Source organism: Mumia sp. zg.B17, assembly GCF_019550915.1.
In the GTDB taxonomy this organism is placed as follows: Bacteria; Actinomycetota; Actinomycetes; order Propionibacteriales; family Nocardioidaceae; genus Mumia.
The window spans coordinates 82,173-99,383 of sequence record NZ_JAHWCI010000007.1; the positions used below are offsets into that span (position 1 = coordinate 82,173).

Below are 17,211 nucleotides of genomic sequence, written 5' to 3' on the forward strand. Positions count from 1 at the left end.
GGCGCACGTAGCATCGATGACATGCCCGCTGAGACCCTGGTGAACCCCGACGCCGTCAACCAGGCGCTGTCGACCGTCAACGATCCCGAGATCCGTCGTCCGATCACCGAGATCGGCATGGTGGAGGGCGTCGACATCGACGGAGGCTCCGTCACCGTCAGGCTCCTCCTCACCGTCGCCGGCTGCCCACTCAAGGACACGCTGAACCGCGACATCACCGCCGCGGTGACGAAGGTGCCCGGCGTCACCGACGTCCGCGTCGACATGGGTGTCATGAACGAGGACCAGCGCAAGAACCTCCAAGAGGTGCTGCGCGGTGGGCAGACGCAGCGGGAGATCCCGTTCGCCGCCGCCGGGTCCCTCACGAAGGTGTACGCGATCGCGTCCGGCAAGGGCGGTGTGGGCAAGTCGTCGGTCACCGTCAACCTCGCCGCAGCCCTCGCCGCTCAGGGTCTCAAGGTCGGCATCGTCGACGCCGACATCTACGGCCACTCGATCCCGGACATGCTCGGTGTCGGCGACGCCCGCCCGACCCAGGTCGAGGACATGATCATGCCGGTGCCGGTCCGCGGCATGCAGGTCATGAGCATCGGCATGCTCAAGCCGCGCAAGGACCAGGTCGTCGCCTGGCGCGGCCCCATGCTCGACCGTGCGCTCGTGCAGATGCTCTCCGACGTCTACTGGGGCGACCTCGACGCGCTGCTGCTCGACCTCCCGCCGGGCACCGGGGACATGGCGATCAGCCTCGGCCAGCACCTCCCCAACGCGGAGGTCGTGGTGGTCACCACGCCGCAGGACGCCGCTGCCTCGGTCGCCGAGCGTGCGGGGACCATGGCGTCGATGATGCACCAGCGCGTGGTCGGCGTGATCGAGAACATGTCGTGGCTCGAGCTGCCCAACGGCGACCGGATGGAAATCTTCGGCTCGGGTGGAGGCGCGACCGTCGCCGCGACGCTGAGCGCCCGGTTCGGCTACGACGTCCCGCTCCTCGGACAGATCCCGCTCGACCAGCAGATGCGCATCAGCGGAGACACCGGCGTGGCCATCGTGGAGGAGGCACCCGACAGCCCTGCGGCCAAGGTGCTCAAGCAGGTCGCCTCGACGCTGTCCGGGCGCTCCCGCGGACTCGCCGGGATGCAGCTCGGGCTCTCCCCGACCGGCCGCTGACGTCTCCGCCGGCCTGCGGCTAGGCTTCGCGCATGTTCGACGTCGGCGTGGCGGAGATGGCGGTGATCGTGATCGTCGCGGTCCTCGTCTTCGGACCTGAGCGCCTGCCGGAGTTCGCACGGCAGCTCGGCCGCCTCGTCCGCACGGTCCGGCAGATGGCCGACAACGCCAAGGCCGACCTCCAGCGAGAGATGGGCGACGACTTCACCTCGCTGCGAGACGACATCCGGGGCCTCGACCCGCGCGAGATGATGAAGGGCACGCTGGACGACGACGATCCGACGTCCAACCCCTCCTCCCGAGCGACGTCCCGCCCCCTCGAGCCCGGCGAGCCGGCTCCGTTCGACGTCGACGCGACCTAGGGCCTGCGGGCTGTGCGCCGCTGGCGGGGCCTGAGTCTCTCAGGCGTCGCGGGAGCCGGGCGTCGTCCAGGCAGTCAGTCGCTCCAACCCCGTACGGACCCGGTCCAGCATCCCGTTGCGGTGCGGCTGCTGGGGGAGGTCGGCGATCACGTCGCGCAGGCGCGAGGCGGGCGCGTCGGTGACGACGGTGAACACGATGCCGTCGTAGTCCCAGGTGGCGACCGTCGGTGTCCCCTCCCGCACCCAGACCTCCGCGTCGCCCACGTCGTGGCGCGCGAAGCCCGACACCGCGTCGCGGTCGAGGGCGCCGTTCTGCTCGTAGACGGTCACCGTGGACCGGCCGTCGGTGTAGGTCAGGGCGATGCCCTTGTCCCCGGAGAGGTCGACCCAGCGGGCGCCGACCCGCTCGAGGGACCGCCCGAGGCGGTCGTGACACGGCCAGCCGGTCATGGCAAGGCGGTCGATCGTGGCGGTGTCGATCTGCACCCCGTGCTCGGTGGCGAGGTCGTCTGCGGCGACGCGTCCGGTCTCCTGGAGCGGAGCGGATGCCTCGTGCACCGGGATGCCCTCGGTCCGCGGCACCGGCCGGACAGCGCGGAAGACGGGATCGGCGATCTCCTGCTGGGCGTATCGCACGACCTGGCGCAGACGTCCGTCGGCGTCCTCGATCACGTATGCGGCGACACGGCGGCCGTCGTCGGCGGCGATGACCTCCGACCTGCCTGGCCTCGAACGGATGACGGAGAGATCGTAGCGGTTGGCGAGCAGCCGCACGCTCACCGACGAGCCGAGGGCCTCCTCGAGGAGCGACACGGCCTCCGTCGAGTCGCTCCGGGTGGGCACGACGGCGTGGCCGGGCGCGACCACCAGCGCCACGTCGCTCGGAGAGCCGCCCACGGCGCCGACGCTCTGCTGGATCGGGTCGGCCTCGCCGCGGAACTGGGCTACGAACTGCTCGACGGGCGGAGCCACGGTGTCGGCCGGGGTGGCGGGTGCGCCCACCGCGTAGGCGATGCCGGCGAGCACCGCCGAGGCCCCGGTGGCCGCGATGCCGACACGGACCACGACGTGGTCGAAGATCAGGTGCAGCCGCGACGGCGGAGCGGCGGCAGCGAGCCGCGCTGGGTCGGAGAGGGCCGAGAGGAACGTCGAGGAGGGGGACGGAGGCGTGCACAGGCCGGTCATGCGCCGCTTGAGGGCACGCTGGGCCAGGACGGCCTCGAAGCACTCGTCACAGGCCGCCAGATGAGCGTCCGCGCGCGCGGCCTCGTCGACGGGCAGCTGTCCGTCGACGTACGCAGCGACGCGATCTCCCAGGTGTGCCATCAGCGGGGTGCCACCGCCGGGTCGAGAGGGCCTGCGAACCGTGTACGCGCTCCGGACGGGGCACGGTGCTCCAGCGCCGTACGGAGCTGCTTGCGCCCGCGGTGGATCCGCGAGCGGACCGTCCCGAGCTTGACGCCGAGGACGTCGGCGATCTCTTCGTAGGACAGACCCTCGATGTCGCACAGGACCACGGCGACGCGGAACTCCTCCGGCAGCGAGGCGAGCGCAGTCTCGACGTCCGCGTCGAGGCTCGCGTCGGACCAGGCCCTCTCCGGCGACGGGTCGGTGGCGGTCAGCCTCTCCTCGGCGCCCTCGCCGAACCGGTCGAACCGAAACTTCGACTTCCGGCGGACGCGGTCGAGAAAGAGGTTGGTGGTGATCCGGTGGATCCATCCTTCGAACGAGCCGGGCTTGAAGGAGTCGAGCGAGCGGAACACACGGATGAAGACCTCCTGGGTGAGGTCCTCGGCGTCGTGCTGGTTGCCCGTCAGCCGGTAGGCGAGCCGGAAGACGCGCGCGGAGTGCTGCTCCACGATCTCCTCCCAGGTACCGACCCCGTTCTGGTCGTGGGTCTGCGTGCCGGCGTCCTGCGTGGTCGTGCCCATCTGTCTGACGACCTCCTGTGTTGGTCGGACAACTATCGTCTACCAACAAACTGAGACAACGATGAGACGGACCTGGACGTTCCCCATGATGCCGAGTCGCACGAGCTTTCACGGCACCGGCGAGGCGCGTGCTGACGTCCGCGGCGACCCCTCTCCCATGCCTTAGGCTGTGGCCCAGGTGCCGGGATTCCCGGCCTGTGAGAGGAGTTCGTCATCGCCACCGCGATCACGCCGCAGAGCTGGTTGTACGCCGAGGAGTTCGTCGTCGAGGACGAGCCGCTGCAGAACGGCCGTGCCCGGGCGGACGAGGTCGGCGTGGTGCCCATCGGCCCGGGTGGCGGCGCGGCACTGCGTCTGCTGGCGGGGGTCGCGAACGCTGGCGCGGTCGTCGAGGTCGGGACGGGTACGGGTGTCTCCAGCCTGTGGCTGCTGCGCGGCATGCGCCCGGACGGCGTCCTGACCTCCGTGGACCGGGAGGCCGAGCACCAGCGGCTCGCGCGCACGACCCTGACCGAAGCCGGGATCGCCTCCAACCGGTTCCGTCTCATCTCCGGCTCCGCGCTGGAGGTGCTTCCCCGCCTGGCCGACGGCGGGTACGACCTGGTGTTCGTCGATGCCGACAAGCGCGACTACCCCCTCTTCGTCGAGGAGGCGGTGCGCCTGTTGCGTCCCGGCGGCGTCCTCGCGTTCGACAACGCGCTGTGGCACGACCGGGTGGCCGACCCGGCGCGACGCGACGAGGACACCGTCGCGGTCCGCGAGATCGGCCGTTCGCTGCTCGACGACGACCGGTTCATGCCGGCGCTGCTCCCCGTCGGGGACGGCCTGCTCGTGGCCCAGGTCCGGAGCTAGATCTCCCGACCAGCCGCCGCTCACCCTGCCGGGGCGCGGAGCTCGGCATCCTCGCTCAGCCTCGCAGCCAGCTCCGCACGCGAGGAGATCCCGAGCTTGATGTAGGCGTGCCGCAGGTGGTACTCCACCGTCTTCGGACTCAGGAAGAGTGCCGCCGCTGCCTCTCGTGTCGTCCGTCCCTCGCCGAGGAGACGGGCCACCTGCAGCTCCTGCGGGGTCAGGGGCTGCTCCGCCCCCGGCGCGCGCCGCTGCACCCGCTCACCGGTCGCGGCGAGCTCCGCGGAGGCCTGCGCGGCCCACGGGGCGGCGGCCAGGCGGTCGAACGTGGTGAGCGCCTCCCTGAGGTGCTCACGCGCCTCGCTGCGCCGCCGTGTGCGGCGCAGGTGTGCCCCGAACGCGAGCTGGGTGCGCGCCCGCTCGTACGCGTCCGGGCTGTGGGCGTGCTCCACGAGAGCGGCAGCGAACCGAGCGTCCGGCGTCACGCCGACGAGCGCCAGGGCCCGGTGCGCGCGGGCTCGTGACCACGGCTGACCCTTGGTGTCGGCGAGCAGGGCGAACGCGGACGCCTCAGCACGGGCACCGTCCAGGTCACCGACACGGACGAGGCACTCCACCAGCTCGGGCGCCGGAGACAGGTCGGCGTCGACGACGCGGAAGCGGCGTACGAGCGACTGCTGCGCACGAAAGTGCTCGACCGCCTCCTCGTACCGGCCGAGGCCGGCCGCCAGGTCGCCCGCCGCGAAGCGGAGCCAGGCCCTGCCGAAGTTGAGTCTGCTCCGCACGCACTGACGCTCCGCCTCCTGTGACTCGGCCCGCATCTCGTCCTCGCACCCGCGACGCGCGAGCAGCCACGCGAGTCCGGCGCGGGAGATCGCCTCGTCGGTGCGCTGGCCGGATTCGCGGGCCAGCGCGATGGCCTCGCGGTAGGCCCCCTCCGCCGACGTCCACCGGTCCGTCGTCGCATCGTCGCGCGCGGCGTGGAAGAGCAGGAATGGCAGCGTCCCCAGCGCCGCGCGCTCACGTGCGTCGAGGACCACCGCGTCGACCAGGGCCCGCGAGTCGCCGGAGTCGCGCAGCCAGATCGGCGGGAGCAGCAGCCACCCCCGCCACCGGGGATCGTCGATCAGATCTCCCGTTCCCGCCGCGGCCACGGCACGGCGCATCTGGGTGGCGCCCGCCTCGCCGTCACCGGTCATCAGCCGCCCGATGCCCGCGGCGAGGTCGCCGAGCAGCCGGCTGCGGGGTGCGGTGGCCGTCTCCCGCAGCGCGTCGAGCCGGGCGACGACCGTGCGCGCTCCGGCGCCGTCACAGAGGTACACGCACAGATACACCGCCTCCGCCAGCAGCACCACCGCGAGGTCGGGGTCGTCGGCGGCGACCGGACCCGACGCCTCCAGGAGGAGGTCGCGCGCCTCGACCAACGAGCCGCACCGCGCACCCACCACCCCCCGCAGCGCCAGCGCGCGTCGACGGGCCGGCCCTGTGGGAGCACCCGCGACCGCCTCCCCGAAGATCTCCAGGGCGCGGTCGGCCAGGCCCCCGAGCCAGGCGTGCTCGCCGGCGAGCGCGAGTCGCCGGGTGCGCTCCTCCGGGTCCTCGCTCGCGTGCGCTGCCCGCTCGCCCCACTGCGACGCCACCGCGTATGCGCGACGCCGTGCCGCGGACGCGGTCGCCGCGTCGAGCACCGCGGCCGCCTCTCCGTCGGGGCCGATCGTCGCCGCCGAGAGGTGCTGCGCCCGCCGGTCGAGGTCGCCGGTGGGGAGCGCGTCGGCGATGATCCGGTGCAGCTGCCGCCGCAAAGGTGGCGCCGTGGCCTGCACCAGCGACGCCTGCATGAGCGGGTGCCGGAACCGGACACGGTCGAGCCCCAGGTCGACCAGCTCCGCCTGCTCGGCATCGGCGAGGTGCGCGAGGTCGCTCCCGGCCGTAGCGCACGCCCGGCCCAGCGTCGTGAGGTCGACGTCGCCCGCCAGCGCCGCGACGGTGAGTGCGGTGCGTGCGAGGGGCGGCAGGCTGCCGAGACGGCCGGTGAACGCCTCCTCGATGAGTCGGGGCACCGGGATCTCGCCGAGATCCCGCGCCAGCAGGTCTGGCGTACGCACCATCTCGAGGGCAGCGAGCGGATTGCCCTCGCTCACGGCGTGCAGGCGCTCGGCCTGCGTGGCCGAGAGCCCGCGGGATACGACGAGCGCGTCGCACTCCTCGCGGCTGAGTCCAGCAACCTCGAGACGGTCGAGGTCGGCCACAAGCTCACCGACGGCAGCACCCGGTCGCGTCGCGAGCACCACCGCGACCGCGTCGGTGAGGAGCCGTCGGGCGGTGAAGAGGATCGCGTCGACGGAGGGGCGGTCGAGGTGATGGAGGTCGTCGACGAGCAGAAGGAGGGGGCGTTCCTCGGCTGCCCGGCTGATCAGCCCGAGCGTCGCCGCGGAGATCACGAAACGCTCCCCGGCGCGAGCGGGCGCCTCCCCCGTACCTCCCGGACGGAGGGCGAGCGCCTGCGCGAGCGCGTCCGCCTGCACGGCCGGCAAGGCGCCGAGGTGGCCGAGCAGCGGCCGCAGGAGCTGCGCGAGCCCGGCGAACGGCAGGTCGCGCTCGGGCTCGGCTCCTGCCGTCGCGAGGACCTGGACGTCGGAACCGGCTGCTTCCCTGGCCTGCAGGAGCAGGGTGGACTTGCCGATCCCGGCCTCGCCCACGACGACGACAGCACCGCTGGCACCGCCGCGTGCTCGCGCCACCAGCGCGCCGATCGCGGCGCACTCACGCGCTCGTCCGACGAGCATGCTCCCGAGGCTAGTCACCCGGGGGGCTTACAGCCGCGGGATTGACGAACCAGGGGGGTCACCGGATGCGGCGACACGCCCCCGATCCCTAGCGTCGCGGGCATCGACGGATCACCGAGGAGGGTGACATGACTGCACAGATCGACGAGGACGTCCTGATGTCCTTCGTCTTCCGAGCCGTGGACGAGGTCGGTGCGACGCTCAACGCGGCGCTCGTGGTCCTGGGCGACAAGCTCGGCTACTACCGGGCGCTGGCCGACGGTGGCGCGCTCACGCCTGCGGAGCTCGCCGAGCGGACCGGTACGGCTCTCCCGTACGCGCGCGAGTGGCTCAATGCCCAGGCGGCAGGCTCCTTCGTCCGCTACGAGCCCGACACCGGGCGGTATGTGCTCCCGGCAGAGCACGCCGTCGCGCTCACCGACGAGTCGAGTCCGGCCTTCCTGCCCGGTCTCTTCCAGATCGCGCTCGGCACGGTGGCCGACTCCCAGCGCGTCGTCGAGGCGGCGCGGGACGACGCGGGGGTCGGCTGGCACGAGCACAACGGTGACGTGCACGACGGCTGCGAACGGTTCTTCAGGCCCAGCTACCTGGCCTACCTCGTCGATGCGTGGCTTCCCGCCGCGGGTGTGGCGGACAAGCTCCGGGAGGGCGCCCGCGTCGCCGACATCGGCTGCGGTCACGGCGCCTCCACGATCCTGATGGCCGAGGGTTACCCCAGCTCCACGTTCGTGGGCTCGGACTACCACGCGGCCTCGATCGACGTCGCCCGTCAGCGGGCCGCGGCCGCAGGGGTGTCCGACCGGGCGACCTTCGAGGTGACGTCGGCCCAGCACCTCGGTGACGAGGCGTACGACGTCGTCACGACGTTCGACGCGCTGCACGACATGGGCGACCCGGTCGGTGCCGCTCGGCACGTGCACCACATGCTGGCCGACGACGGCGTCTGGATGATCGTCGAGCCGATGGCCGGCGACCGGGTCGAGGACAACCTGACGCCTGTCGGTCGCGCCTACTACGGGTTCTCGACGCTGCTGTGCACGCCCGCCTCGCTGTCCCAGGACGTCGGGCTGGCGATCGGCACCCAGGCGGGTCCGGCGAAGATCCGCGAGATCACCGCCGCCGCCGGCTTCACGGGCTTCGACTCGGTGGCGGAGACGCCGTTCAACAGGGTGCTCGCCGTCCGGAAGTGACGTCTGCGCACCCACGGGGACGACAACCGAGGGCCGTCGCACCCACCTGCGGGCGCAGACTGGGGGCGACGGCCCACCGACGGAGGGACGATGCGCGCGAGGGAACCCGACAGCGACGGCGTCGTGGTGCGCGACGGGGTGCGCATCGCGTACGAGGTGTTCGGCGACGCTCCGCACACCGTCCTGCTGATGCCGACCTGGTCGATCATCCCGTCGCGCTCGTGGAAGGCGCAGGTGCCGTACCTGGCACGTCGATTCCGGGTGGTGACCTTCGACGGCCGTGGCTCCGGCGGCTCCGACCGTCCGGTGGGGCCGGAGCCGTACGCCGACGGCGAGTTCGTGGCCGACGCCCTGGCGGTGCTGGACCGCACACGCCGCGACCCGACGGTGACCGAGGCCGTGGCGGTGGCCGGGTTCTCCTGCGGCGTGGCCTGGTCGTTCGCGCTGGCGTGCGAAGCACCGGAGCAGGTGGCCGGGATCATCGCAATCGGCTCCGCACTCGGTCTGGTGCCGGGTCATCCGGAGCGGGAGCAGCACGCGTTCCTCGCCGACCCGCGCGACGGCCCGGCACCGCCGGGGTGGGCGTCCTTCAGCCGCGACAACTGGCTCCACGGCGACTACGACGCCTTCCTCAGGTTCTTCTTCGGGCAGATGTACACCGAGCCGCACTCGACCAAGAAGATCGAGGACTGTGTGGCCTGGGGACACGACATCGGGCCCGAGCGTCTCGTCGACACCGAGCTCGCGCGGACGGTGTGCCGTCGTCCCGAGTTCACGCAGAGCATCACGCAGGTCGACCTCCCGGCTCTCGTCATCCACGGCGAGGACGATCACATCCGCCCCTTCGCCGAGGCGGAGGCGCTCGCCGAGAGGACGGGGGCATCACTGTTCGCCGTGTCCGGCGGCGGGCACGCCCCCCACACGCGTGAACCGGTCGCCGTCAACCGGGCCATCGGCGAGTTCCTCGGTCGGCTCTGGCCTTCTGAGGAGCCGGCTGTGCGGCGGAGGTGGACCCCGCCGCGAGGGCGCCGACGGCGGGCGCTCTTCCTGACCTCGCCGATCGGCCTCGGTCACGTGCGACGCGACCTCGCGATCGCCGACGCACTGCGCGAGCGCCACCCCGACCTCCACGTCGACTGGCTCACCCAGTCCCCGGCCACCGGCGTCCTGGAGCGCGCCGGCGAGCGCGTCCACCCGGCATCGTCCCTTCTCGCGAGCGAGTGCGCCCACGTCGAGGACGAGGCCGGCGAGCACGACCTGCACGCCTTCCAGGCGATCCGTCGGATGGACGAGATCCTGGTGGCGAACTTCGGCGTCTTCGACGACGTGGTGAGCGAGGAACCGTACGATCTCGTAGTCGGCGACGAGGCGTGGGACGTCGACCACTTCCTTCACGAGAACCCTCAGCTCAAGCGGTTCGCGTATGCGTGGCTGACCGACTTCGTAGGCTGGGTCCCGCTGCCCGACGGCGGCGCGGAGGAGGCGGCGCTGACCGCCGACTACAACGCCGAGATGCTCGAGCAGCGTGCTCGGCTCGAACGTGTGCGTGACCGGTCGCTCTTCGTCGGCAACCCTGCCGACGTGATCACGGAGCCCTTCGGTCCGGGTCTGCCCGGCATCCGGGAGTGGACCGAGGCGCACTTCGCCTTCACGGGCTACGTCACCGGGTTCGAGCCGGTGGGCCCGATCGGACGGGCCGCCGTCCGCACCGAGCTCGGCCTCGAGGCCGACGAGCTGCTCTGCGTCGTCACCGTCGGGGGCTCTGCGGTGGGGCACCACCTGCTGCGTCGGGTGCTCGACGCGGTCCCGCGGATCCGTCGCGAGGAGCCGCGCCTACGGTTCCTCGTGGTGACCGGACCCCGGATCGACCCTCGTACGCTCCCTCGCCTCCGTGGCGTGGACGTGCGGGGCTTCGTGCCGGACCTTCACCGGCACCTCGGGGCGGCCGACGTGGCGCTCGTCCAGGGCGGGCTGACCACCTGCATGGAGCTGACGGCACAACGCGTGCCGTTCGTCTTCGTGCCGCTGCGCCACCACTTCGAGCAGAACGTCCACGTGACGCACCGGCTCGCGCAGTACGCCGCGGGCCGGCGACTGGCGTACGAGCAGGCGTGCGACCCGGACCAGCTCACGTCGACGCTGGTCGCCGAGGCACGGCGCCGACCGTCGGGTCCGCCCGTGGAGAGCGACGGCGCCGAACGGGCGGCGGGCCACCTGGCCGACCTCCTCTGAGCAACGCGTACGAGGTTCCCGCCGCAGACCCACGGCGCCGCCCAGGGCGACGTCGGTGGCCTGCGGCGGGCACCTCGACCGATCAGGCGAAGGACGGGGTGGGCCTGAAGCCCGCAGCGCCTTCCGCGATCGCGACGACCTCGCACTCCTCGATCAGCTCCGGCGCGCTCCCGACGATCTGCGATCCGGGTGCCGAGGCCGCGGTGGCGGCGAACGACTCCTGGAAGGCAGCACGAGCAGCGTCGTCGACGAACACGTACACGCCCTCGAACCACGCGCCCTCACGAGCACGCCAGGTCTTGAACGCCAGTCCGTCCATGCCGGAGAACCGGTCGTAGGAGGTGTCCCGGACATAGGCCCTCAGCTGGTCCAGCGCGCCGTCGGGGGCGTCACGCAACGACCAGCGGACGGTCAGTCCGGGCTGGGAGCCCACTCAGACTGCCTTGAGGGCGTCACCCAGGTTGGATGCCTCGTCGTTCGTCAGCTCGACGACGAGTCGTCCTCCACCCTCGAGCGGGACCCGCATCACGATGCAGCGTCCTTCCTTGGTGACCTCCAGCGGACCGTCTCCGGTCCGAGGCTTCATGGCCGCCATGCGTTCCCCTCTCCTCCGTGCGCAGCGCGGGCGCGTGCACCTTGAATGCGTCCATTATCGCCCACGTCCCCGCCGGGAGTGAATGCGGCAGACTGACGCCATGACAGAACCCCACCCCGCCGTCGCCTACGAGGTCGCCGACGGCGTCGCCACGATCACGCTGTCGCGCCCCGACGTGCTCAACTCCTTCGACGATCTGACCAAGGTCGCGTTCCGTGACTCCCTGCACGCCGCGGCGGCCGACGAAGCCGTCCGGTGCGTGGTTCTGACGGGCTCGGGGCGGGCCTTCAGCGCCGGTCAGGACCTGAAGGAGCACGTCGCGAAGATGAGCGAGGGCGGCCAGCTCAGCAACACCGTCGAGGAGCACTTCAACCCGATGGTGCTCGCGATCACCACGATGCCCAAGCCGGTGATCGCCGCCGTCAACGGGATCGCCGCCGGCGCGGGCGCCTCGATCGCCTTCGCCGCGGACTTCCGGATCGTCGCCGAGTCCGCGGGGTTCAACCTCGCGTTCGCCGGCATCGCGCTGTCGGCGGACACCGGGGCGTCGTGGACGCTGCAACGGCTCGTCGGCCTCCCGAAGGCCACCGAGCTGCTCCTGCTGCCCCGTACGGTCCGTGCCGAGGAGGCTCTGGCGCTCGGTCTCGCGACGCAGGTCGTGCCCGACGACGCCTTCTCCGAGGCGGTCGCCGACCTCGCCCAGCGCCTCGCCACAGGCCCCACGCTCGCGTACGCCTCCCTCAAGCGCGCGCTCGCGTTCTCCGCCACCCACTCCTTGCCCGAGTCGCTCACCAACGAGGCCCGGTTGATGGCGTTGACCGGTGCGTCGGAGGACCACGGCACCGCGGTCAAGGCTTTCCTCGCCAAGGAGCAGCCCACGTTCGTGGGCCGCTGAGCCGCGGCGTCAGGACCGCGTGCCGCCGAGCGCCTTGAGGAGGCCGGTGGGCGCGGTCCGGGTCAGGTAGGCACGCGACGGACTGCGCCCGAGCTCGACCGTGACGAGCTGGCCGTCGAGCCGGTGGTTGAACCACTGCGACATCGTCCCGTAGCAGCCCGACCCGCAGGAGAATGACCTCCTGGGGAGCTTGAGGTGCTTCGCGAGCCGCCGCGCGAGCGGGCGGTTGCCGGTCCCGCTGGTGTCGATCCCGTACAGAGGCTGGTGGAACGAGACGACCTGATCGGGGGCGACCCGGCGGAGGAACCGCATCATGGCGCGCGTCTCCGGCTCGGAGGCCGCGCTCGGGCCCGACCAGGTGACGCCGCGCCTGGACCGCTTCCAGCGCCTTGGGAAGTTGCGGTTGAGGTCGACGCCACGGGCATTGCGTCGCGCCTTGCGGGCGACCCCGTCGGGGTTGGCACTCGGGACGACCCACAGGTCGAGGCCGGTGATCGGACGACCGTCGCGAAGGGTGCGGAGGATTGTCTGGGGCTTGCGCTCGTTGCCGTGCATCGCCGCGATGACGACCGCCGACCGGGTCGCGTCGGGGTCACCGAGCCGGAACGCGAGGATCGGGCGGCCCCTGCGGGAGCGGCCGATCACCACCCGCTCGACGACCGCAGGACGAGGCTCGGCGAGGCTGCGTGCCGGCACCACGACCCTCGACGGAGCCGTGCTGTCCGGCACGACCTGCTGCACCGACCGCGTGGCGGACGCCTCGGCCGCCGACGGGACCACGAGAGCCAGCGCGACAGCGCCCACGGCACTGCCGGCGAGGGCGCCACGCGTTGCTGTCCGCATGAGCCGATCCTCGCTCAGACCGGGTCGGTGCGCACCTGGCAGCCGGCGAGGTGGTCGTCGACCATGCCGACCGCCTGCATCATCGCGTACGCCGTGGTCGGGCCGACGAACCTGAACCCCTTCCGCTTGAGGCCAGCGGCCAGGGCGGTGGACTCCGGGGTCACCGCCGGGACGTCGGTCATCGAGAGCGGGCGCGGACGCGGCTCGGGGGCGAACGACCAGACCAGGTCGGCGAAACCACCGTCCAGCGCCCGGATGGCCCGGGCGTTGGCGATCGTCGCCTCCACCTTGGCGCGGTTGCGGATGATGCCGACATCGCTGAGGAGCGCGGCGACCCGCGCTGTGTCGTAGGCCGCCACGACCTCGGCGTCGAAACCTGCGAAGACCTCGCGGAACCGCGGCCGCTTGCGGAGCACGATGGCCCACGAGAGGCCGGACTGGAACGCTTCCAGCGTCAGTCGCTCGAACAAGCCTCGCTCGTCGCGGACGGGACGGCCCCACTCCGTGTCGTGGTAGGCCCGCATCTCGTCCGACGACTCCGCCCACGCGCAGCGCGTGACTCCGTCCGACCCGACGACCGCGTCACCCATCGGCGTCGTCCCGGGGCGTCACCGACGGCTCCACGGGCGACGACGGTGTGCTCTCGTCGCGCGCGCGGGCCTCCTTCTCGAGCCGCGCCATCAGCGAATCGACCTCGTCGCGCGCGTAGCCCCGCCAGGCCCAGCTGAAGCGCACCGCCTGCAGGTCGTCGGCCGAGAGCGTACGGTCGGCCGGCACGAGGACGTCACGACGCGAGGACGGCAGCGGTGCGAGGTCCCCGGTCCGTCCGGCGACGACCGTCACCACCGCACCGACGAGGACGGCTCCGACCACGACTCCGATCCAGATCACGCCTACGATCGTGCCATGGACCTCCGACTGCGCGGACGGGTGATCGCGCCCGGGGACCACGCGGTGATGGCGATCGTGAACCGCACGCCGGACTCCTTCTACGACGGGGGCCGCACCTACGACCTCGACGACGCGCTCGCCTACCTCGGCGTGGTGGTCGCGGAGGGGGCCGACATCGTCGACGTCGGCGGTGTCAAGGCCGGCTACGGCGACACGGTCGACGCCACGGAGGAGCTGCGGCGTACGGAGGACTTCGTCCGGGCCGCGCGCGAGGCGTACCCGGAGCTGGTGATCAGCGTCGACACCTGGCGCAGCGAGGTCGCCGACCGCCTGTGCGCCCTCGGTGCCGACCTGATCAACGACACGTGGGCCGGACACGACCCCGAGCTCGCCGAGGTCGCCGCGCAGCACGGCGCCGGTCTCGTCTGCAGCCACACCGGCGGCCTGCCCCCGCGTACGGACCCGTTCCGCCCCGCGTACGACGACGTGGTCGCCGACGTCGTCGCGAGCACGACCGAGCTGGCCGGGCGTGCGGTGGCGGCCGGGGTGGCGCCGGAGTCGGTGCTCCTCGACCCGACCCACGACTTCGGCAAGAACACCCGGCACTCGCTGCTCCTCACCCGTCGCATCGGAGAGCTGGTCGCGACCGGCTGGCCGGTGATGGTCGCTCTCTCCCGCAAGGACTTCGTCGGCGAGACCCTCGACCTCGAACGCGACGAACGGCTCGCGGGCACCTTGGCGGCCACGGCCTGGTCTGCGGCCGCGGGGGTGCGCGTCTTCCGCGCCCACGACGTCGCAGCCACCCGTCAGTGCCTGGACATGGTCGCGTCGATCAGGGGCGTACGACAGCCTGCGGTGTCGCGGCGCGGGCTGGCCTGATCGGCGGCTCGCGCCGGCCGCTCACCCGGAGCTGGAGGCGCCGACCGGCTCGGCCATCGCGGCGATCTGCTGGAGGAATGCCGCATAGACGTCTCGTGCCTTGGCGCTGTCGCCGTCGACCAGCCACGCGAGCACCACACCGTCGTTGACCACCACGAGCATGCGTGACAGCAGGTCCACCGGAACCGACCACTCGATGCCGGCGGCAGCCGCGATCCGCAGGAGGACCTCGCGGGCCGTCGTCCGGTAGGTCTCGTACTGCCACTGCGCGAGGTCGGTGAAGCCGGCGTTGCGCAGCGCGTGGGCCGCCACCTCGAACGTCAGCAGATGCGCCTTCGGGTCACCCTCGACCGACGACCACATGTGGGCGAAGGTCTCCTCGAGCAGCGCGGTCACGTCGTCCTCGCCCGAGACGACGACGTCGCTGACCGAGGCGACGTACTGGTCGGCCAGCCGGGAGATCATCGCCCGGAGCAGCTCCTCCATGGAGGAGAACACGTAGTGCACGATCCCGGGGGTGGCCCCTGCCTCGGCGGCGACCGTGCGCGTGCTCACCGCGCCGACGCCCTCGCGCTTGGCGACGGCCAGCGCAGCCTCGATGAGCTGTTCGCGCCGCTGTTCCGAGGAGACCCGCACCCGCACTCCGTCCGTCGACCGTGTCCGTCCGATTGTGCCGCACGAGCGCGGCCCGGTCCGCACGGCACGCCCTTGCGACGGTGGTTCAGGAGGAGACGAACTGCGCGACGATCTCGTCGATGTCGTCGGTGAGGACGAGCCGGTCCACGTCGTCGGCGGAGATCGCTCCGTACTCCAGGACGGAGTCGCGCAGCCAGGCCAGGAGGCCGGCCCAGTACGCCGTGCCGTACAGGACGACGGGGAACTGCGTCACCTTTCGCGTCTGCGCGAGCGTCAGGGCCTCGAAGAGCTCGTCGAAGGTGCCGAACCCGCCGGGGAAGACCACGAAACCCTGCGCGTACTTGACGAACATCGTCTTGCGCGCGAAGAAGTATCGGAAGTTGACCCCCAGGTCGACCCAGGCGTTCATCTTCTCCTCGAACGGCAGCTCGATGCCGAGGCCGGCCGAGACTCCTCCGCGCTCGCACGCGCCTCGGTTGGCGGCCTCCATGATCCCTGGGCCGCCCCCCGTGATGACGCCGATGCCCGCGTCGGCCAGCCGGCGTCCGAGCTCGCGGGCGGCGGCGTAGTCGGCGGCGTCGCGCGAGGTCCGGGCGGAGCCGAAGATGCTGACCGCGGGCCCGAGCTCGGCCAGTGCACCGAACCCCTCGACGAACTCAGCCTGGATACGCAGGACGCGCCAAGGATCGGTGTGCACCCAGTCGGACCGCTCAGGGGAGTCCAGCAACCGCTGGTCGGTCGTCGTCGACTCGATCCGGTCGCGCCGAAGGAGGACGGGACCCTTGACCCGCTCGTCCTCGGCGCGCTCCTCGACCCGCTGGTCGTCGGCGCGCTGGTCGTCGCTCATCCGGGCTGCCCCTCGCCGGCACCGCGCAACCATCCGTGCAGCCGTTCCTCGACCGACCGGAGCTGTGTCACCGGGACGCGCTCGTCCTTCTTGTGGGCGAGCAGCGGGTCACCGGGCCCGAAGTTGACCGCGGGCACGCCCAAGCGGGCGAACTCCGCGACATCGGTCCAGCCGAACTTCGGGTTGACCTCCACGCCCATCGCCTCGACGAACGCCGCCGCGGCGGGTCGGTCCAGCCCCGGCGACGCGGCCGGCGCCGAGTCGGTGACGACGACCTCGTACCCGTCGAACAGTCCTTGGAGATAGTCCAGCGCTTCGTCCTCCGTACGATCAGGGGCGAAGCGGTAGCTGACGGCGATCCTCGCCTCGTCGGGCACCACGTTCGACGCCGCACCTCCGCTGATCCCGACCGCGTTGAGGCCCTCGCGGAACGTGAGTCCGTCGATGACCGGTGTGCGAGCCTGCGCCGCGGCGAGGCGATCCATCGCGGGCTTCAGGCGATGGATCGCGTTGACGCCCATCCACGACCGGGCCACATGGGCGCGCTCCCCGCGGGCGACGACGTCGACGCGCAGCGAGCCCTGACAGCCTGCCTCGATCACACCGTCCGAGGGCTCCATGAGGATGGCGAAGTCGCCGGCGAGCAGCTCGGGGCGCTCCCTGGCGAGCCGTCCCAGCCCGTTGGCGGACGCCTCGATCTCCTCGGCCTCGTAGAAGACGTAGGTGACGTCGCGAACAGGCTCGGGAATGTGTGCCGCGGCCCGCAGCGCGACCGCGACGCCGCCCTTCATGTCGCACGCGCCCAGGCCCCACAGGTCACCGCCATCGAGCGCGGACGGGAGGTTGCCGTTGACCGGCACGGTGTCGAGGTGCCCGGCGACCACGACCCGGCTGTCTCGGCCGAGAGCGGTGCGGGCGACGACCGTCTGCCCGTCGCGGATCACCTCCAGGTGCCGGCAGTCGCTCAGTGCGGCCTCGACCGCGTCGGCGATGACGGCCTCGTGACGGCTCTCTGAGGGGATGTCGACCAGGGCGGCGGTCAGGCTCACGACGTCGGCGTGGAGATCGAGCGAGGTCATGCCGTCCATCCCATCACGTGGCGGGCGCC

The 17,211-nt window shown here is 72.0% G+C and carries 18 protein-coding genes; 7 read left to right on the plus strand and 11 right to left on the minus strand.

Annotated elements, in window-relative coordinates; all coding sequences use genetic code 11:
* Positions 1-21: 21 nt before the first annotated feature.
* Both KV097_RS12585 and KV097_RS12590 read left to right on the plus strand, forming a co-directional pair.
* Positions 22-1,167, plus strand: a complete 1,146-nt coding sequence (locus KV097_RS12585) for an Mrp/NBP35 family ATP-binding protein (protein ID WP_220366072.1) — start codon at positions 22-24, stop codon at positions 1,165-1,167.
* A gap of 32 nt (positions 1,168-1,199) precedes the next feature.
* Positions 1,200-1,529 (plus strand): sec-independent translocase, encoded by a 330-nt coding sequence (locus tag KV097_RS12590; protein WP_220343875.1) that lies wholly within the window; start codon positions 1,200-1,202, stop codon positions 1,527-1,529.
* 39 nt (positions 1,530-1,568) lie between these two features.
* On the opposite strand, the gene KV097_RS12595 is transcribed toward KV097_RS12590, so the two are convergent.
* Together KV097_RS12595 and sigE are read right to left on the minus strand one after the other, a co-directional pair.
* Positions 1,569-2,855: a zf-HC2 domain-containing protein gene (locus KV097_RS12595; protein ID WP_220366073.1), complete on the minus strand. Its 1,287-nt coding sequence runs from the start codon at positions 2,853-2,855 to the stop codon at positions 1,569-1,571.
* Positions 2,855-3,460 (minus strand): RNA polymerase sigma factor SigE, encoded by a 606-nt coding sequence (sigE, locus tag KV097_RS12600; RefSeq protein ID WP_220343873.1) that lies wholly within the window; start codon positions 3,458-3,460, stop codon positions 2,855-2,857. The genes KV097_RS12595 and sigE overlap by 1 nt, the downstream gene beginning before the upstream one ends.
* Positions 3,461-3,703: 243 nt before the next feature.
* On the opposite strand from sigE, the gene KV097_RS12605 reads away from it, so the two are divergent.
* Complete coding sequence (locus KV097_RS12605; protein ID WP_255559593.1) at positions 3,704-4,312, plus strand: O-methyltransferase; 609 nt, start codon at positions 3,704-3,706, stop codon at positions 4,310-4,312.
* A gap of 20 nt (positions 4,313-4,332) precedes the next feature.
* Here KV097_RS12605 and KV097_RS12610 read toward each other — a convergent pair whose 3' ends face one another.
* The gene (locus KV097_RS12610) at positions 4,333-7,095 is read right to left on the minus strand and encodes an AAA family ATPase (RefSeq protein WP_220366074.1); all 2,763 of its coding nucleotides are present in this window, start codon (positions 7,093-7,095) and stop codon (positions 4,333-4,335) included.
* A gap of 128 nt (positions 7,096-7,223) precedes the next feature.
* On the opposite strand from KV097_RS12610, the gene KV097_RS12615 reads away from it, so the two are divergent.
* Positions 7,224-8,285 carry a class I SAM-dependent methyltransferase gene (locus KV097_RS12615; protein ID WP_220343871.1) on the plus strand — a complete coding sequence of 354 codons (1,062 nt, stop codon included), beginning with the start codon at positions 7,224-7,226 and terminating at the stop codon, positions 8,283-8,285.
* Between the two features lie 90 nt (positions 8,286-8,375).
* Entirely contained in the window at positions 8,376-10,517 is a 2,142-nt protein-coding gene (locus KV097_RS12620) for an alpha/beta hydrolase (RefSeq protein ID WP_220366075.1), read from the plus strand.
* 82 nt (positions 10,518-10,599) lie between these two features.
* On the opposite strand, the gene KV097_RS12625 is transcribed toward KV097_RS12620, so the two are convergent.
* Together KV097_RS12625 and KV097_RS12630 are read right to left on the minus strand one after the other, a co-directional pair.
* Positions 10,600-10,950: a hypothetical protein gene (locus KV097_RS12625; RefSeq protein ID WP_220343869.1), complete on the minus strand. Its 351-nt coding sequence runs from the start codon at positions 10,948-10,950 to the stop codon at positions 10,600-10,602.
* Positions 10,951-11,112: a DUF3117 domain-containing protein gene (locus KV097_RS12630; RefSeq protein ID WP_139087699.1), complete on the minus strand. Its 162-nt coding sequence runs from the start codon at positions 11,110-11,112 to the stop codon at positions 10,951-10,953.
* 100 nt (positions 11,113-11,212) lie between these two features.
* On the opposite strand from KV097_RS12630, the gene KV097_RS12635 reads away from it, so the two are divergent.
* The gene (locus KV097_RS12635) at positions 11,213-12,007 is read left to right on the plus strand and encodes an enoyl-CoA hydratase-related protein (protein WP_220343868.1); all 795 of its coding nucleotides are present in this window, start codon (positions 11,213-11,215) and stop codon (positions 12,005-12,007) included.
* Positions 12,008-12,016: 9 nt separating this feature from the next.
* Here the strand turns inward: KV097_RS12635 and KV097_RS12640 are convergent, their stop codons facing one another.
* Genes KV097_RS12640 through KV097_RS12650 form a run of 3 tightly spaced genes read right to left on the minus strand, consistent with a single transcriptional unit; the run spans position 12,017 to position 13,741 of the window.
* Positions 12,017-12,850 carry a M14 family zinc carboxypeptidase gene (locus KV097_RS12640; RefSeq protein WP_220366076.1) on the minus strand — a complete coding sequence of 278 codons (834 nt, stop codon included), beginning with the start codon at positions 12,848-12,850 and terminating at the stop codon, positions 12,017-12,019.
* 14 nt (positions 12,851-12,864) lie between these two features.
* On the minus strand, positions 12,865-13,440 hold the full coding sequence (locus tag KV097_RS12645; RefSeq protein ID WP_220366077.1) for a DNA-3-methyladenine glycosylase I: 576 nt from the start codon (positions 13,438-13,440) through the stop codon (positions 12,865-12,867).
* Positions 13,433-13,741, minus strand: a complete 309-nt coding sequence (locus tag KV097_RS12650; RefSeq protein WP_220343865.1) for a DivIVA domain-containing protein — start codon at positions 13,739-13,741, stop codon at positions 13,433-13,435. The genes KV097_RS12645 and KV097_RS12650 overlap by 8 nt, the downstream gene beginning before the upstream one ends.
* 15 nt (positions 13,742-13,756) lie before the next feature.
* Between KV097_RS12650 and folP the strand changes: the two genes are divergently transcribed.
* Positions 13,757-14,620, plus strand: coding sequence for a dihydropteroate synthase (gene folP, locus KV097_RS12655; protein WP_220343864.1), 864 nt, complete (start codon positions 13,757-13,759; stop codon positions 14,618-14,620).
* 21 nt (positions 14,621-14,641) lie between these two features.
* On the opposite strand, the gene KV097_RS19785 is transcribed toward folP, so the two are convergent.
* The 3 genes from KV097_RS19785 to dapE form a co-directional block, all read right to left on the minus strand.
* Entirely contained in the window at positions 14,642-15,256 is a 615-nt protein-coding gene (locus tag KV097_RS19785; protein ID WP_220343863.1) for a TetR/AcrR family transcriptional regulator, read from the minus strand.
* Between the two features lie 85 nt (positions 15,257-15,341).
* The gene (locus KV097_RS12665; protein ID WP_220366078.1) at positions 15,342-16,103 is read right to left on the minus strand and encodes a TIGR00730 family Rossman fold protein; all 762 of its coding nucleotides are present in this window, start codon (positions 16,101-16,103) and stop codon (positions 15,342-15,344) included.
* Positions 16,100-17,182 (minus strand): succinyl-diaminopimelate desuccinylase, encoded by a 1,083-nt coding sequence (dapE, locus tag KV097_RS12670; protein WP_220343861.1) that lies wholly within the window; start codon positions 17,180-17,182, stop codon positions 16,100-16,102. Before dapE ends, KV097_RS12665 begins: the two co-directional genes overlap by 4 nt.
* Positions 17,183-17,211: the final 29 nt, after the last annotated feature.

Coding starts and splice junctions, on each gene's coding strand:
- KV097_RS12585 (WP_220366072.1), top strand. CDS start 22: ATGCCCGCTGAGACCCTGGTGAACCCCGACGCCGTCAACCAGGCGCTG.
- KV097_RS12590 (WP_220343875.1), top strand. CDS start 1,200: ATGTTCGACGTCGGCGTGGCGGAGATGGCGGTGATCGTGATCGTCGCG.
- KV097_RS12595 (WP_220366073.1), bottom strand. CDS start 2,855: ATGGCACACCTGGGAGATCGCGTCGCTGCGTACGTCGACGGACAGCTG.
- sigE (WP_220343873.1), bottom strand. CDS start 3,460: ATGGGCACGACCACGCAGGACGCCGGCACGCAGACCCACGACCAGAAC.
- KV097_RS12610 (WP_220366074.1), bottom strand. CDS start 7,095: ATGCTCGTCGGACGAGCGCGTGAGTGCGCCGCGATCGGCGCGCTGGTG.
- KV097_RS12615 (WP_220343871.1), top strand. CDS start 7,224: ATGACTGCACAGATCGACGAGGACGTCCTGATGTCCTTCGTCTTCCGA.
- KV097_RS12620 (WP_220366075.1), top strand. CDS start 8,376: ATGCGCGCGAGGGAACCCGACAGCGACGGCGTCGTGGTGCGCGACGGG.
- KV097_RS12630 (WP_139087699.1), bottom strand. CDS start 11,112: ATGGCGGCCATGAAGCCTCGGACCGGAGACGGTCCGCTGGAGGTCACC.
- KV097_RS12635 (WP_220343868.1), top strand. CDS start 11,213: ATGACAGAACCCCACCCCGCCGTCGCCTACGAGGTCGCCGACGGCGTC.
- KV097_RS12640 (WP_220366076.1), bottom strand. CDS start 12,850: ATGCGGACAGCAACGCGTGGCGCCCTCGCCGGCAGTGCCGTGGGCGCT.
- KV097_RS12645 (WP_220366077.1), bottom strand. CDS start 13,440: ATGGGTGACGCGGTCGTCGGGTCGGACGGAGTCACGCGCTGCGCGTGG.
- folP (WP_220343864.1), top strand. CDS start 13,757: ATGGACCTCCGACTGCGCGGACGGGTGATCGCGCCCGGGGACCACGCG.
- KV097_RS12665 (WP_220366078.1), bottom strand. CDS start 16,103: ATGAGCGACGACCAGCGCGCCGACGACCAGCGGGTCGAGGAGCGCGCC.
- dapE (WP_220343861.1), bottom strand. CDS start 17,182: ATGACCTCGCTCGATCTCCACGCCGACGTCGTGAGCCTGACCGCCGCC.